Annotated in this window: 14 protein-coding genes and 1 tRNA gene; 9 read left to right on the forward strand and 6 right to left on the reverse strand. The window is 74.5% G+C overall.

All coding sequences use genetic code 11. From position 1 onward, the window contains the following. Window positions 1-173: 173 nt before the first annotated feature. A complete protein-coding gene (locus ACFWIC_RS32795; protein ID WP_329874570.1) occupies window positions 174-629 on the reverse strand; it encodes a GatB/YqeY domain-containing protein in 456 nt (151 codons plus the stop codon). A gap of 192 nt (window positions 630-821) precedes the next feature. Between ACFWIC_RS32795 and ACFWIC_RS32800 the strand changes: the two genes are divergently transcribed. From ACFWIC_RS32800 to ACFWIC_RS32810, 3 genes are all read left to right on the forward strand, one after another. Next, the gene (locus ACFWIC_RS32800; RefSeq protein ID WP_329948059.1) at window positions 822-1,469 is read left to right on the forward strand and encodes a CGNR zinc finger domain-containing protein; all 648 of its coding nucleotides are present in this window, start codon (window positions 822-824) and stop codon (window positions 1,467-1,469) included. Window positions 1,470-1,666: 197 nt separating this feature from the next. Continuing rightward, complete coding sequence (locus ACFWIC_RS32805; protein ID WP_329874573.1) at window positions 1,667-2,611, forward strand: metallophosphoesterase; 945 nt, start codon at window positions 1,667-1,669, stop codon at window positions 2,609-2,611. A gap of 99 nt (window positions 2,612-2,710) precedes the next feature. Next, a tRNA-Pro gene (locus ACFWIC_RS32810) sits at window positions 2,711-2,784 on the forward strand. A gap of 169 nt (window positions 2,785-2,953) precedes the next feature. Here ACFWIC_RS32810 and ACFWIC_RS32815 read toward each other — a convergent pair. Beyond that, window positions 2,954-3,955: a nuclease-related domain-containing protein gene (locus ACFWIC_RS32815; protein ID WP_380520693.1), complete on the reverse strand. Its 1,002-nt coding sequence runs from the start codon at window positions 3,953-3,955 to the stop codon at window positions 2,954-2,956. A 395-nt stretch (window positions 3,956-4,350) separates the two neighbouring features. On the opposite strand from ACFWIC_RS32815, the gene ACFWIC_RS32820 reads away from it, so the two are divergent. Continuing rightward, window positions 4,351-4,929: a DUF5994 family protein gene (locus ACFWIC_RS32820; protein ID WP_329948061.1), complete on the forward strand. Its 579-nt coding sequence runs from the start codon at window positions 4,351-4,353 to the stop codon at window positions 4,927-4,929. Between the two features lie 34 nt (window positions 4,930-4,963). Here the strand turns inward: ACFWIC_RS32820 and ACFWIC_RS32825 are convergent, their stop codons facing one another. The 4 genes from ACFWIC_RS32825 to ACFWIC_RS32840 form a co-directional block, all read right to left on the reverse strand. Then, window positions 4,964-5,245, reverse strand: a complete 282-nt coding sequence (locus ACFWIC_RS32825; protein WP_380360563.1) for a hypothetical protein — start codon at window positions 5,243-5,245, stop codon at window positions 4,964-4,966. A gap of 94 nt (window positions 5,246-5,339) precedes the next feature. Continuing rightward, complete coding sequence (locus tag ACFWIC_RS32830; protein WP_329883868.1) at window positions 5,340-5,831, reverse strand: DUF5994 family protein; 492 nt, start codon at window positions 5,829-5,831, stop codon at window positions 5,340-5,342. A 129-nt stretch (window positions 5,832-5,960) separates the two neighbouring features. Next, complete coding sequence (locus ACFWIC_RS32835) at window positions 5,961-7,166, reverse strand: PP2C family protein-serine/threonine phosphatase (RefSeq protein WP_329948063.1); 1,206 nt, start codon at window positions 7,164-7,166, stop codon at window positions 5,961-5,963. Between the two features lie 429 nt (window positions 7,167-7,595). Continuing rightward, window positions 7,596-8,636: an AfsA-related hotdog domain-containing protein gene (locus tag ACFWIC_RS32840; RefSeq protein ID WP_380520694.1), complete on the reverse strand. Its 1,041-nt coding sequence runs from the start codon at window positions 8,634-8,636 to the stop codon at window positions 7,596-7,598. A gap of 150 nt (window positions 8,637-8,786) precedes the next feature. On the opposite strand from ACFWIC_RS32840, the gene ACFWIC_RS32845 reads away from it, so the two are divergent. The 5 genes from ACFWIC_RS32845 to ACFWIC_RS32865 all read left to right on the forward strand — a co-directional run bounded on the left by ACFWIC_RS32845 (window position 8,787) and on the right by ACFWIC_RS32865 (window position 14,311). Beyond that, the gene (locus ACFWIC_RS32845; RefSeq protein WP_329883865.1) at window positions 8,787-9,413 is read left to right on the forward strand and encodes a ScbR family autoregulator-binding transcription factor; all 627 of its coding nucleotides are present in this window, start codon (window positions 8,787-8,789) and stop codon (window positions 9,411-9,413) included. Then, window positions 9,410-10,537: an NAD-dependent epimerase/dehydratase family protein gene (locus ACFWIC_RS32850; RefSeq protein ID WP_380520695.1), complete on the forward strand. Its 1,128-nt coding sequence runs from the start codon at window positions 9,410-9,412 to the stop codon at window positions 10,535-10,537. Before ACFWIC_RS32845 ends, ACFWIC_RS32850 begins: the two co-directional genes overlap by 4 nt. Window positions 10,538-10,730: 193 nt before the next feature. Continuing rightward, window positions 10,731-11,441 carry a TetR family transcriptional regulator gene (locus tag ACFWIC_RS32855; protein WP_380520696.1) on the forward strand — a complete coding sequence of 237 codons (711 nt, stop codon included), beginning with the start codon at window positions 10,731-10,733 and terminating at the stop codon, window positions 11,439-11,441. Between the two features lie 249 nt (window positions 11,442-11,690). Then, complete coding sequence (locus ACFWIC_RS32860; RefSeq protein ID WP_380520697.1) at window positions 11,691-13,046, forward strand: transposase; 1,356 nt, start codon at window positions 11,691-11,693, stop codon at window positions 13,044-13,046. Between the two features lie 152 nt (window positions 13,047-13,198). Next, window positions 13,199-14,311, forward strand: a complete 1,113-nt coding sequence (locus ACFWIC_RS32865) for a transposase (protein WP_380360575.1) — start codon at window positions 13,199-13,201, stop codon at window positions 14,309-14,311. Window positions 14,312-14,383 lie beyond the last annotated feature (72 nt).

Raw genomic sequence — 14,383 nt, forward strand, 5'->3', positions numbered from 1 at the left:
GTAACGCCAACCGGCGGGGCCCCGTTTTTCCCCACCGGCTTCCCGTTCCCCGTTCCTGGGCCCCCCCCCGAGCCAGTGGCTCGGGGGGCGCCCCCGTCTTCTCCCGCTGCGCGGCCGGCCTGCCGTCCTACTGCCCCGCCGACCCTCTGCGCTGTTGCCCTGCCGACCTGTCGTCAGCCGGTCAGCGCGGCCTTCACCGCGGCGGCGACCCGGCCGCCCTCGGCCAGACCGTCGACCTTCGGCTTCACCAGCTTCATCACGGCGCCCATGCCCTGCGGCCCGGTCGCACCGCTCTCGGCGACGGCGGCGGTCACGATCGCCGCCAGCTCGTCGTCGGAGAGCTGCTTGGGCAGGTAGTCGGCCAGCACCTCGCCCTCGGCCCGCTCCCGGGTGGCCTGCTCGGTCCGGCCCGCGGTGTCGAACGCCTCGGCGGCCTCCCGGCGCTTCTTCGCCTCCCGACCGATCACCTTCAGCACCTCGGCGTCCGAGAGCTCCCGCTTCGTCTTACCCGCCACCTCCTCGCTGGTGACCGCGGAAAGCGTGAGCCGGATGGTGGACGAGCGGAGCTCGTCCCGGACCCTGATGGCAGCCGTGAGGTCCTCCTGCAGCTGCGCCTTGAGCGTCGTCATGGCCCGAGTCTTTCACCTGCGGCGTTCAGCTGCCCGGCATTAAGCCGTGGGCCTCCGAACGAAGCCGACCCCCTCGGCCCGCCCGCCCGCCGTCCTTCCGGTCCCCTTCCCCTCGGCCCCCATCCGCTCCCTTCCTCTCCGTCCCCCTCCGCTCCCTTCCCATCGCGCAGAGTAACCCTTTAAGGTGGTTACATGACCGATGAGCGAGCCCCGGGGCTGGTCCTGCACCCTCCTGGTGGAGGAACCGCCTTCCACTTCGACCCCGGCGCGCTCTGCCTGGAACTGCTCGCCACCGGCGCGCCGGCGCCGTACACGCGCTACGAGACGCTGCACCGCCCGGCGGACCTCGCCGGGTGGCTCCCGCAGTCCCGGCTGGGCCTGCCGTACGAGGCCGTCCGGATCAGCGACGAGCAGCTCGCGGGCATCCGCACCCTGCGGGACGCCCTCTGGAGGCTCGCCGCGACCCGTGCGGGCGGCGGCGCACCCGGGCTGCTCGACAGCGGCAGGAGCGCCGGGGCCGGCGGGACGGCCGACGACTACGCCGTGCTCAACCGGGCCGCCGCGCTGCCGCCGCTCGCCCCCCAGATCGCCCCGGACGGCACGCCCGCCCCGCCCCTGCCCGGCGACGGCGCCCAACTCGCCTCGACCGTCGCCCGCGACGCGATCGCACTGTTCACCGGCCCGTACGCGGAACGGGTCCGCGAGTGCGGCGCCCACAACTGCCACCTGCTCTTCGTCGACACCTCGCGGCCCGGGCGGCGGCGCTGGTGCTCGATGGAACGGTGCGGCAACCGGCACAAGGTCCGGGCACTGCGGGCCCGGCGCGAACAGGCCGAGTAGCCCCAGGAACGCCGGCCACCCGCGAACCCCGTCGGCGCTCCCGGCGCGTCCGGCACGTCCGAGTCCACCGGTGACACACCCGGTCGGCCCAGCCGTCGCACCGGCCGACGACTGGGCCGACCGAACGCACCACCGGTCGGCCCCCGCACGCCCACCGGCAGTTCACCCGCTGATCCGCCGTCTGAGACCATGGACCGATGCGACCGCTGTACTCCGTCCCCCTCGGAATCGCCGCCACCGGCGCCGCCTGCCTCGCCTACTCCGTTGGGTACGAGGTCCGTTCCTTCCGCCTCCGCCGGGTCGAGATTCCGGTCCTCCCCCGAGGCGCCCGCCCCATCCGGGTACTGCAGGTCTCCGACATCCACATGGTGAGCGGGCAGGGCAGGAAGCAGCGCTGGCTGCAGAGCCTCGCCGGACTCCGGCCCGACCTGGTGGTGAACACCGGCGACAACCTCTCCGACCCGCTCGGCGTCCCCGCCACCCTGGACGCGCTCGGGCCGCTGATGGAGTTCCCGGGCGTCTACGTCTTCGGGTCCAACGACTACTACGGCCCGGCCCGCAAGAACCCGGCCCGCTACCTCCAGGCCCTGCGCAGCGGCGTCCACGGCATGAACAACCCCGACGGCACGGCCGGGCGCGGCGTCAACGGCGCCGTCCACAACCCCTGGGAGAAGCTGCGCGACGGCTTCGACGCCGCCGGCTGGCTCGACCTCACCAACGCCCGGGGCCGGCTCACCGTCGGCGGACTCGACCTGGAGTTCACCGGCCTCGACGACCCGCACATCCGGCGCGACCGCTACAGCGCGGTCACCGGCGGCCCGTCGCCCGACGCCGACCTCTCGCTCGCCGTCGTCCACGCCCCCTACCTGCGTGTCCTCGACGCCTTCACCGCCGACCGCTACCCGCTGATCCTGGCCGGCCACACCCACGGCGGCCAGCTCTGCATCCCCTTCTACGGCGCCCTGGTCACCAACTGCGACCTCGACGCCAAGCGGGTCAAGGGCCTCTCCACCCACCAGGCCGGCGGCCGCCGCTCCTATCTGCACGTCTCGGCCGGCTGCGGCACCAACCGCTACACCCCCGTCCGCTTCGCCTGCCCCCCCGAAGCCACCCTCCTCACCCTCACCCCGGCCGCCCGCTGACCCGCCCGGACGCTCGCCGAGAATCGGATTTCGTCTCTCGGCAAGCGTCCGGTAGAGTTCTACTCGTCGCGAAGGAGACGGAGCGACAAACAGCAGGACCGGGGTGTGGCGCAGCTTGGTAGCGCGCTTCGTTCGGGACGAAGAGGCCGTGGGTTCAAATCCCGCCACCCCGACCCAGCAGTACCAGTCAGGCCCCATCGGAGAGATCCGACGGGGCCTGACTGGTTTCTGTGTGACTGGGCCTCAGGGGCCTGCTGGAACAGGTCGTGCATGACCGTCACGCCCGACCGGGCCGGACTTGCGGCTCCTGGCGTCGCACCGGGCCGCCCCGTGCGTGACGGCTCAACCGTGCCAGGTACGACTGTCGCGGGCCACGGCGAAGATCCGGTCCACCTGGTCGCTCCGAAGCCGGGGCGACCACCTGGACAGTTGCCGGTCCACGTGCGCTCCGTCCAACAGCAGAACCGGGGACTGCGCTGATCCGATCGTGATCGAGGCCGCCCCCACCACGGCGACCACCGGCTGGACCGGCACCGGGAACCCCGAGCGCGCCGAGAGCACTCGCGCGACCTTCGCCGATTCGCTCTGGCTCGCGGGCGCGTAGCGTGTGGCCGCACGGTTGACGGTGATCGCCCGGTCCCCCTGCCAGACGGTGGCGCCCCGGTGGTGCTTCGTGTTGATCGTGAAGACGCCCGGCGGGCCGATGACCAGATGGTCGATGTCGGTTCCGCTGGAGAACTGCACCGAGTGGAGCACCTTCCACCCGTCGGGAAGCCGGTCCAGCCGGCGGCCGACCAGACGCTCACCCCGCAGGCCGACTGCCCACGGGTGAGCCTGCGTCTGCTCCGAACTGAGCCAGTAGGCAAGGCGTCGTTTGATCCAGCTCGGCTCGACCTCGTCGATCTTTCGGCGGATGGAGTCACCAGGAGCGTTCAGCGACAGGTCGAAGCCGGGTGCCGCGGGAGGCGCGACCGGAGGTGCGGACGGCACGGACGGCGGCGGGGGCGGCGGCACGGACGGCGGCACGGGCACGGACGGCGGCGGGGGCGGCGGCACGGACGGCGGCACGGGCACGGACGGCGGCGGGGGCGGCGGCACGGACGGCGGCACGGGCGGGGGCGGCGGCGGGGGCGGCTGAACCGGCGTCGGTTCGGGCCCGCCGGGTGCCGTCGCCAGGTGAGCAGCCAACACGGTCTCGACAACGGCCCGTTGGCGCTCGTCCCGCACCACGGTCTCGCCGGTCTTGAAGTCGTACCAGCCGAGGGCCTTCTCGGCACCGCGCCGGTTCACGTACAACCTGTCGTGGCCGTGACGGCGCCAGCGTCCGACGGTGAACTCGTCCATCCCCACCCCCGAGACAGCGATCGTTCGACGATCCACCTCAGCACGGGGAAGGACGGCTGCCAAGAGGGCGTCGGGGACTGCCGGGTCGGTATTGCGCGGGCGGGGAGCCCCGCCCGGTACGGTCCTCGCCGAGCGTCGGCTCAGGCTCGCTGCGGCGGGCCGGACCTGACAGAAAGTCGGGCCGGCGGCCGACGGGTGGCGGAACCGCAGGCTGACGTTCTCCTACGGCACGGCAGATCGGTTGTCGCGACCGTGCCAGGATCGGGCCGGACGGGGAGTAGCCTGGGCATCACCGAAGGCACTTCGCATGCCGGCACCGGATACTGGCGTCGTCTCCGGCGAACGGCCATGCCGGACTCGGCCTCCGGGTCGAGCCCGGAGACGGGTCCTTGATCATGACTGCGACCCTCGATCGCGCGACGACGTCCGCCGCCCCGGAACCCACCGCCCGGATCTCCCTCGCGCCCGTCGGCGCGCGGGCCGGCCGGTTGGACGGTGCCTGGTGGCCCCGCTCGCGTGATCTTCTTCGCGAACTCCCCTCCCTGGCCGCCGAGATCGACGAACGGTGGGGCCGGGTCACCCGGATCACCGTGAACCCGGCGCAGTGGCCCGTCGTCCCCCGGCGCATCCCGGTCGTCGGGCACACCGTGCACGCGGGTTGGTTCGGGCCCGAGCAGGACGAACACACGATCGCGGTGTGCTCGTACGCCCCACGTCGGCTGAACCTGCTGGTCGTCCCGCCGTCGACGGATGCCGCCGTCGCCGCGCGGCTGATGTCCGAGGCGGCCGGCCCCGCCCGTATGCGGACCGCGAGCGAGCTGCTCGCCGCCGAGGCGGACGGCGCTGCGGACGGGCCGGACGTCCGTTCCGACTTCCTGCCGTCGGCCGCCGCGCCGGGCGACGGCCCCGGCGAGGCCGGACGGCGTGCGGGCGTCGCCCGGAGCCGTGCCGCAGCCTGGCCGGCGACCGCCTAGCCCGCGGTCCCCCGACCGGCCGGGGCCGGGTGCGTCACTCGCGTGACCACTCGGTCTCGGCCCGGGGTTCGGCGGCGGGAACGGACCCGGGCTCGGCGTCGAGGTCGGGATCGAGCGCGTCCCAGAGGCGGACCCTGATCGCCCGGGGGCCGGGAGCGGGCCGGGAGAGCGTACGCACCAGCACGTCGCGCAGGTGGTTGGCGGCCCGCTGCGGCGGTCCGTCGTACTCCAGGGGGTTCGGCAGGGGGGCCTCGTCGTGCCGGGCCCAGCGGCCTTCGTCGTCCTGGGTGTCGAGCACCCACCGGTAGCGCGGCATCCTGGCCTCCTGTGACGACCGACCTGTTCCAGGACAGACCGTAAGCGCCGGACCGGGTGTCGGCGACCGGTGGGCCCTGCGGGGGGATGTCCGCTCAGAGGACTTCGCCCGGAGGGACGGACCCGATGCCGGCGGCGATCAGGATCTGCTGCGCCGAGTCGGTACCGCCCGCCAGGACGGCTTGTGCCATCGCGGCGTGGGCCGCCTCCAGGCTCGCCTGCGGGGGAACGACGAGCAGGCTGAAGTGATCGCGGTCGCCCCGGGTGATGATCACCGTGTCGTCGCCCACCGGGTGGCGGTCGATGTGCACCGACCGGCCGTCGACGACCAGCCGGGCCGGGACGTCGTCCCACGCGTCCGTGTCGAGACCGACGCTCGCCACGGGCCCGAGGTGCTCGGTCAGCGCGGCGACCAGTCCGGGCAGCTCGGCGCCGATGTCCCGCGAGCGGGGCCACCACGCGCCGTCGAGAGCCCCCTCGCGCGACCGGGTGGTCTCCAGCCGGAGCAGAACCGTCCCCGGCCTCGCCGACCGGTGGAACCCGTCCGGCAGCAGACCCGCGTACGGGGCACCGGGTTCGTCCGACATGGCTCGCCACCGATCTGCAGGGACAGGGCCCCTGGTGCTGTGGAGGGCGGTCCTTCGGTTGTGGCGGTTCGGACCGTCCCGCTGCTCCCACGGTACTCCGCGTCCCGTCGGGTGCCCGGCGGTCAGACCTCAGCGCCACTCGATCAGGAACAGGGTGGCGTCGTCGCTGGTCCGCCCGCCCCGCTTCTCCTTCAGGACGTGGGAAAGGGCGCGCACGACCGCGCGCACGCCGCCCGCCGACCGCTCCACCCGCTCGACCCAGTCGATGAGCTGCTCCTCCCCGAACTGCTCACCGCCCACCTCGCGCTCCTCGACCAGGCCGTCGGTGAAGCACAGGACCCGGTCACCGTGCCGGAGCACCCGCTCGCTGATCACCGGCTCCTCGCCGCCGAACCCGACCGGCAGCGTGGTCGCGCTCTCCAGCCGCTCCACGACGACGTGGCCGCGGATCAGCAGCGGGGCGGGGTGGCCCGCGTTGACCCACTGCAGCTGGCCGGTCGCGGTGTTCAGGCGCATCATCTGCGCGGTGACGAAGTGGTCGGGCCCGAACTGCTCGGCGATGGCCCGGTCCATGAACGCGTAGATCTCGGCCAGCCCGATGTCGGCGCGTCGGGCGTGCCGGTACGCGCCGATGGCGACGGTCGCCATCGTGGCGGCGTCCAGTCCGTGGCCCATCGCGTCGATCGTGGCCACGTGCAGGATGTCGTCGTTGAGCGCGTAGTCGAAGCTGTCGCCGGCCACCTGGTAGGCGGGTTCGAGGATGCCGGCCACGGCGACCTGCGGAACGGTCATCGCCAACGGGGGCAGCAGGGACCACTGGATCTCGGCGGCCACGCTCATCGGTTCGAGGCGCCGGGCCTGGAAGATCCGGTCGGTGTAGCCGCTCTTGGCGATCAGCAGGTCCGCGGCCAGGCCGGCGAACCGGCGCAGGAGCCGCCGGTCGTCGTCGTCGACGGTGTCCAGGGTGAGGGCGAGGACCCCGACCTCGTCACCGCCGTCCAGCAGCGGCAGGTAGATCCTCACGCCGTCGGCCTGCGGCACCTCGACCGGCGCACCGCGCACGAAGGCCGTCCCCGCGTCGGACCCGACGATCGGCTCGCGCTCCCCGGTGACCAGGCCCCGGCCCGGCAGCGGCACGAGCACGAGCTGGCCGTAGTCCTGGAGGAGGACCGCCACGTCCCGGCCCCCGAAGCCGTGCAGTTCGTCGGCGATCAGCGGAGCGATCAGCCCGGGCGGCAGCTCACGGGCCAGGTCGAGCAGCCTTCCGAGCAAGCGCTCGCCGAACCCCTCCGACCGGTCCGGTCCCGCCGCGCCGGACTGCCGCTCACCGCTCATCTCCGATCATCTCCGCTCACCGCCGCTTCCCTCCCGGTCGCGTGGGCACCCGGCCGCGTCGCATCCGGCACGGTGCTTCGGCCGGCCCCGGCAGGGTGTGGTCATCGGACCGGTCCCTCCATTACGCCTGACGGCGGCGTCCTGCGCTCCCGGTCGCTCCCGGTCGTGTCCGGTCGCGTCCGGTCGCGTCCGGTCGTCTGCTCGTCTCCCGCCGGGCCGGAACGCGGGCCTCCGGGGTGGCGGAGGCGGGCGTCCCGCGGCACGGGGCGGTGCGGCGTGCCGGGACCGGGGCGCCGGGGCGCCGGGGCGGGATTCGAGGGCCCGTCGGCCGGAGCCGGCGGGCCCTCGAAGGCGCGCGGCGGGTGCCGGAGCCGATGCGCTGCGGGGCGGGGGGGCGACGGGGTCGGCCGGGACGGGACGGGACGTCGGTCAGTCGGTCGGGAGCGGGGCCACCGTGACGATGACCGAGCACGACGGCGTGCCGGTGCCCTGCTGCAGGATCACGCCCACGCGGTCCCGGCGGGCCGGGTCGCGCGGCAGCTGGGTCACCTCCACCATGCACGGCTCGTCCAGCTCGACGTAGCGCGTGAAGTCGCACTCCATCGCGACGGCCACCACCGGCGCCGGGTGGCTGAGCGCCTGGGCGGCCTGGCGGGCGGCGTCCAGCAGCAGGGAGCCGGGCGCGTGGTCGACCGGGTGGTCGAAGTGGACCGGGTGGTTGGTGTCGACCCGCAGCTGCCAGCGCCGGGCGCGGTCGGTCGCGGAGAGGGCCACCTCGCGCGGGAGGGCGCGGCCGGCCCGGGCGACCGGGATCGGCGGGGCCAGCCGGACGGCACGCGCCATCATCTCCCCGGCGTCGCCCCGACCGGCCCGCAGGCGCCGGTAGATCGCCGGGGTCTGGACGGTGAAGCGGGTCTGCGCGGTCGCGATCGGCTCGCCGTCCCGGGTGACCACGTAGGCCAGGGTGAGGGCGACGACCCGGTTGCCGCGGCGGACGAGGTCCTGGCAGACGGCGTCCACCTGGACCTCGTCGTATCCGCGGCCCTGGCGGGCGGCGCGCTCGCTGCCGCGCTGCGCCGGTACCGCGTCGCGCGCGCCGGTCCGCAGGCCGCCGGGGATCAGCGCGTAGCTGAAGTGGTCCCAGATCAGGTGGTGTCCCAACGGGACCTCGAAGGCCGCGTGCGAGAGCAGCGGGAAGGTCTGCCGGACCGTCTCCACCAGGAGCATCGGGTCGTGGTGGCCGTGGCGGGCGGCGTAGGCCCGGTGGTCGCGCGGCCACCGGGCGGAGAGGCGGTAGGAGTCCTCCGCGACCCGCTCCCACCCGGTCAGCAGCACCTCGTCGGCGGCCCGCTTGTGGACGTGCTCCTTGGGGACGTGCTCGTTGCGGACGGCGGTCGGGCCGGACCCGGGTGCGACGGGCTCCGCCGCGGGCGCGCCGCCGGTGACGGCGGCGGCTTCGGTGCTGGTCATGGTGGTGCTGTGGTCTGTGCGAAACATGGATGCACTCCCCCAGAGTGGCCACAGGCAGGTGAAAGTGGGCGCTCCGGTGTGTACGCCGAGCCCCCTGGCGAATAACATAGAGGTCGTTCTTTTTGTTTGTCGAGGAGTTTGGAGTTACTCGTGGCAAGAGCCAAGCAGGACCGAGCCGTACGCACCCGGGACACGATCCTGCGCGCCGCTGCCCAGATCTTCGACGAGTACGGCTTCAGCGGGTCCAGCGTCAGCAAGATCATCAACCAGGCGGGCACCACCCAGGGCGCGATGTACTTCCACTTCAAGTCCAAGGAGGACCTGGCCAAGGCGGTCATCGACGAGCAGGCGTCCGACCTCGACCTGCCCGGCCGGCCGGCCGGCCTGCGCCAGCTCATCGGACTCAACCTCTACCTCGCCGACGAGTTGCAGGAGAACGTGCTGCTGCGCGCCGGCGTCACCCTCGCCGTCGAGCAGGGGCAGCTCGGGCTGCGCGACTTCAGCCCGTACGAGATGTGGGCCGAGCAGTTCCGCGCCGAGCTGGAGGCCGCCCGGCGGACCGGCGAGCTGCTCGACGAGGTCGACGTCGAGGAGCTCGCCCAGGTGCTGGTCGCGGCGTACACCGGGTCGCAGGTCATGTCGCACCTGCGCACCGGCCGCGCCGACCTGCCGGAGCGGATCGTCCAGCTCTGGTGGTACCTGCTGCCGGGCATGGCGCCCGCGCCGGTGGTCGCGGAGCTGCGGGCGTACCTCACGGAGCACGGGCAGCGGGCATGAGACGGGCGTCGGGCCCGGGCACAGAAGCCGACAGCGACACTGACACCGGCACCGGCACCGGCACCGGGCCGACCGTCCTGCTGACCGGGGCCGGCGGGTTCATCGGCTCCGCCGTGCTCGCGGCGCTGCGCGCGCTGCCGGGCCTCGGTGGGATCCGAGCGCTGACCCGGTCCGCCGCACCGGCCGGGACGGTCCGGGTCGCGGGGGACCTCGCCGACCCGGCGACGCTGCGCGGCGCGGCCGACGGCGCCGACGTCCTGGTCCACCTCGCCTCGCTGGTCGGCGGCTCCGAGGACGCCTGCACCGCCGTCAACGTGCACGGCACCCGGGCGCTGCTCGCGGAGGCCGGGCGGGCGGGCGTCGGCCGGATCGTCCACCTCTCCACCTCGGCGGTGTACGGCACCGGACCGCACCGGGGCATCGGCGTGGACGAAGTGGCGCCCGCCCCCGTCTCGGCCGCCAGCCGGACCAGGCTGACCGGGGAGCGGGCCGCGCTGGACGCGGGGGCCGTGGTGCTGCGCGCGCCCCTGGTCCTGGGCGCCGGCGACCGCTGGGTGGTGCCCTGCCTCGCCGACCTGCTGCGGCGGGTGCCCGCGCGCTGGGACGGCGGCGGGGCGCTGCTCTCGCTGGTCGCGGTGACCGACCTGGCCCGGCTGGTGGCCGCGCTGGCGCTCGCGCCGGAGCCGCTCCCGGTCCGGGCGCCCGGGGTCCACCACGCCGGACATCCCCGACCGGTCGGCATCGGGACGCTGTTGGCGGCGCTCGCCGACCACGGGGTGCTCCCGCCGGTACCCGCCGACGACTGGCCGTGGGACCGCTGCACGGCCGAACTCGGTCGGGTGCCGGGGGCGTTCGGTGAGCGCCAGTTCGAGCTGATGGCCCGCCACCACTGGTACCGCAGCGAGGACGTCTGGCGGCTGGCCGCCGTCGATCCCGGGCCGGGACCGCTGGAACGGCTCGCCGCCGCCGCTCCCTGGTACCGCGCACACCTCGCGGCGCAGCCGCCCGCGGCTCCCGCCCCGGCTCGGCCGTCGACGGCTCCAACCGGTCCGGTACCGCAGGGATTTGCGAAGGAGATGCCAAAGCTGCGGGGGGATGCGGCGGAATCCGCGCGTATGCGGTGATCCGGGGCGTAGCGTCGAAACGTCAGCGGACCGGCACACACCGGTCACCCCGGTAACCCCGGCCGCCCCCGACCGCCCCGAAGGAGCCACGCCCACCCATGTGGTTCGTCAACCCTCACCCTCAGGCCGCTACCGCGGCGCCGGCCGGACCGGACACACGCCTCGGCCCCATCACCCGGGCGGGCGGTGGGCGATGAAGCAGGAACGGGCCCATCAGACCCACCGGGCACTGCTCCGGGCCGCCGCCGCGGAGTTCGACGAACACGGTTACGCGGGCACGTCGTTGGCCCGGGTCAGTCAGGCCGCCGGCGTCACCATGGGGGCGCTGACCTTCCACTTCCCGTCCAAGGCCGCCCTGGCGGACGCGGTCCGGGCCGACGCCGCCGCGCTCACCCGGGCCGCGGTGGACCCCGACCCGGGGCGGACCCCGCCGCGCGAGGAGGGCGTGGCGGAGCTGACCGACACGCTGACCCGGCTGCTCCAGGAGGAGCCGAGCGTCCGTGCCGCGGCCCGGTTGACCTGGGAGCAGCCCGAGTCGGCGGGCAACTGGCACGCTGGCTGGAGCCCCGACCTGCGCGACCGGCTGGCCCGGGAGCGGGCCGGCGCCGCTCGGCCGGCCGCGACGCAACCGACCACGACGCAACCGACCGCAGCGCAACCGGCCACGACGCAACCGGCCGCAACACAACCGGCCGCAGCGGAGAGCGGAGACCTCGACGCGCTCGACTCCCTCGACCTGGAGACGCTGGCGCACTGTCTGGTCGTCGGCTCGGAGGCGCTGCGCCGCGGCGTCATCACCCTGGGCGGCGGGGCACCGGTCTCCGAGGAGGAGACCCGCCGACGGCTGCGACGGCTGTGGCGGCGTGCGCTGGCCGGGCCGCCGGCACCCGGCGGTCCCGCCTGACGCGTTTTCGACGGTGCACCCGGCGACGGCCGCGTGCCCGACCGTGCCCGACCCCCCGCCCGTACCGGCTTCCTGACGCCGGTACGGGCGGTTCTGCGTGGGCGGGCACAACCGAGTCCGGGGGCCCGGGAGGGGCGCGGACTTGCCAAAACCGGACCACGGCCCGCCCGGGACTCAAAAACAAAGAGATCGTTCGCTATTCTTTTGGGGACGGCACCTCACGGCACCTCACGATCACGGGGAGCTCACATGGACGCGCAACCCCTCTCACCAGCCGGCGAAGCCGCGGTCTCCCGGTTCGCCGAGCAGGTCTTCGCCCACCTCGCCCGGATAGACCAGCGCCGCTGGGCCCGGGCCTACCTGCACGGACTGCTGGCCGCACCCGGCCGCAAGACGCTGTCGAACATGGCCGCGAGCCTGTCGACCGGGTCCACGGCGGCCACCGCCTCGCTCTCGCTCCAGCAGTTCATCAACGGCAGCCCCTGGGACTGGCGGCCGGCACGGCGCGTACTCGCCGGCCTCGCCACCGGGGACCGGCCGGTCCGCGCCTGGACCGCCACCCTGGCGGTCATCCCCAAGCGCGGCGACCAGGCGGTGGGCGTCCACCGCCGGTTCGTCCCCGAGGCCGGACGCACCATCAAGTGCCAGGCCGCACCCGGACTCTTCGTCGCCACCGACCGGGACGCCGTCCCGGTGGACTGGTCACTGCTGCTCGACTCGAACTGGACGGCCGACCCCGAGCGGCGCACCCGCGCCCGGATCCCGGAGACCGCCGCCCCGCGCCCCACCGGCGAACTGCTGGTCGAGATGGTCGACCGGCTCACCGCCCGACGGCCGCCGGCCCCGCTCGTCGCCGACCTCACCGTGGTCGACGACCCCGTCCGGCTGGCCGCCGCGCTCGCCCACCGCTCCGTCCCGTACGTGCTGGAGGTCCGGCCCAACCAGGCCGTCCGACCGGTCCTCCAGGCCACCACCGGGCACCACGGGCGGGTGCAGCAGAGCACCATGCCGGCCGAGGCGCTGTTCCCCCGCAGGCGGGCACGGACGCCGGGAGCCCCGCAGCCGGTGCTGCGCGGTGCCCCCGTCCTGCTGCCCGGGCTGCCCCCCGGCCTGCCGGGCGGGCGCGGCGGACCGGTGCACCGGCTCTGGGCGCACGGCGGCGGATCCGGCGGGCCACGGCGGTACTGGCTCACCGACCTGGCCGAGGACGCCCCGGCGGTGCTCGCCCTGCTCGACACCGTGACGGTCACCCGGACCACCGTGGACCGGCTCGGGGCCGACTTCGGCCTGCTGGACTTCTCCGGCCGCTCCTACAGCGGCTGGCACCACCACATGACGCTGGTCTCGGCCGCGTACTCGCTCGGCCGCGACCTGGCGGCGTCGGCCGGGGAGACCGACGACCGCACCGACGACCGCACCGACGACCGCACCGGTGACGCGACCCTCGACCTGGTCGGCGCCCCCGTCGGCCGGCGGACGGGCGAGCGGCCCGGCACCCGGCTCGGCGAGCGGTCCGGCGGTCGGCCCGGCACCCGGATCGGCGAGCGGCTCGGCGCCCGGACCGGCGGCCCGGCCGTCGACGAGAACCTGCGGAATTCCGCGTAGCGGACCGCCCGGCACGACTTGCCGAACACGTTCGAACAGGATTGACCGGAATCGGCGGCACCGCCGAGAATTCAGTGACCGGCCGCCGGGAAATCACCCGGGAAACACCGGGGCCCATCGGCCGGAATTACGAAGGAAGGAGGTGAGACACCATGGGTGCAGCAGCGACCGGAACCCCGCTCGAAGGAGTTCCGAATATCCTGGGCGACCACATCTTCTCGTCGTTCGACCGCGCCGACTACCGGATCAAGGCCGAGGAATACCTCCACGGCCTCCTCGGAACGGCCGGCCGGAAATCCATCAGCAACATCGCCCGGACGCTCGGCGACCCGGGGGCGGTCCAGCGGCTGCACCACTTCATCCGCAACTCCCCCTGGGCCTGGGCCCCCGTCCGGGAAGCGCTGGCGGCCCGGCTGGTCGAGGCGTGCGCCCCCCGCGCCTGGCTGGTCCGGTCGATGTTCATCCCGAAGTCCGGTACCCGCTCGGTCGGTGTCGGCCGGCGCTTCGTCCCCGAGCTGGGTCAGCTCGCCGGCGTCCAGCAGGCCGTCGGCCTCTGGTACCTGGCCCCGCGGCTCAACGCGCCGGTCGACTGGCAGCTCCAGCTGACGGACCCGCCCCACCGGGCCGTCACGCCGGGCGCCGAAACCCCGGCCGGGGACTCGCTGGAGCGGCAGGCCGCCCTGCTGGGGCCGCTCGCGGACCGCCTGCCGGCCACCGCCTCGGCCACCCTGATCTGGGACGGCTGCCCGGCCGAGCCGGGCGGGCTGTTCGCGACCGGCCGGGCGCTCGGCCTGCGGGTGGCCGTCCGGGTCGACCCGACGACCCGGCTCACCCCGGTCACGGCCCCCACCCGTGACCGCGGCCGGCCGCTCCCCGCGTACCAGCTGTTCGCCTCCGCCGGAGCCCGCAGGCTGGCCGGCACCTCGGGCCCGCCCGGGGTCGAGGCGCACGTCGTCCGGGTGGCCCTGCCGCCCACGGGGCCGGAGCTGCTGCTCTACGCGGAGTCCGGGGCGCGTCCCACCGCGTTCTCCGGATTCTGGCTGACCGATTCCGAACCGGACCGGGCTGCCGAATTCCCCCGCCTCTTCCGGCTCGCCGGCGACGTCGAGGAGGACCGCACGACCATCGGCGAACGCGTCGGCCTCCGCGATTTCGAAGGGCGCTCCTTCGAGGGCTGGCACCGGCACATGACGCTCGCCTCGGCGGCCTATGCCGCCGTCGCGCTCGGCCGCCGGCCCGAACACGCGGACCGTTCCTCCGAATAACCGGCCGTCCGGCCGCACAGGCCCCCGCACGTTCCGCCGGACGAATTCCGCAACCTCCCTCCCCTGCACCCG

The sequence above is a fragment of the Kitasatospora sp. NPDC127035 genome (assembly GCF_042726075.1).
GTDB lineage: Bacteria > Actinomycetota > Actinomycetes > Streptomycetales > Streptomycetaceae > Kitasatospora.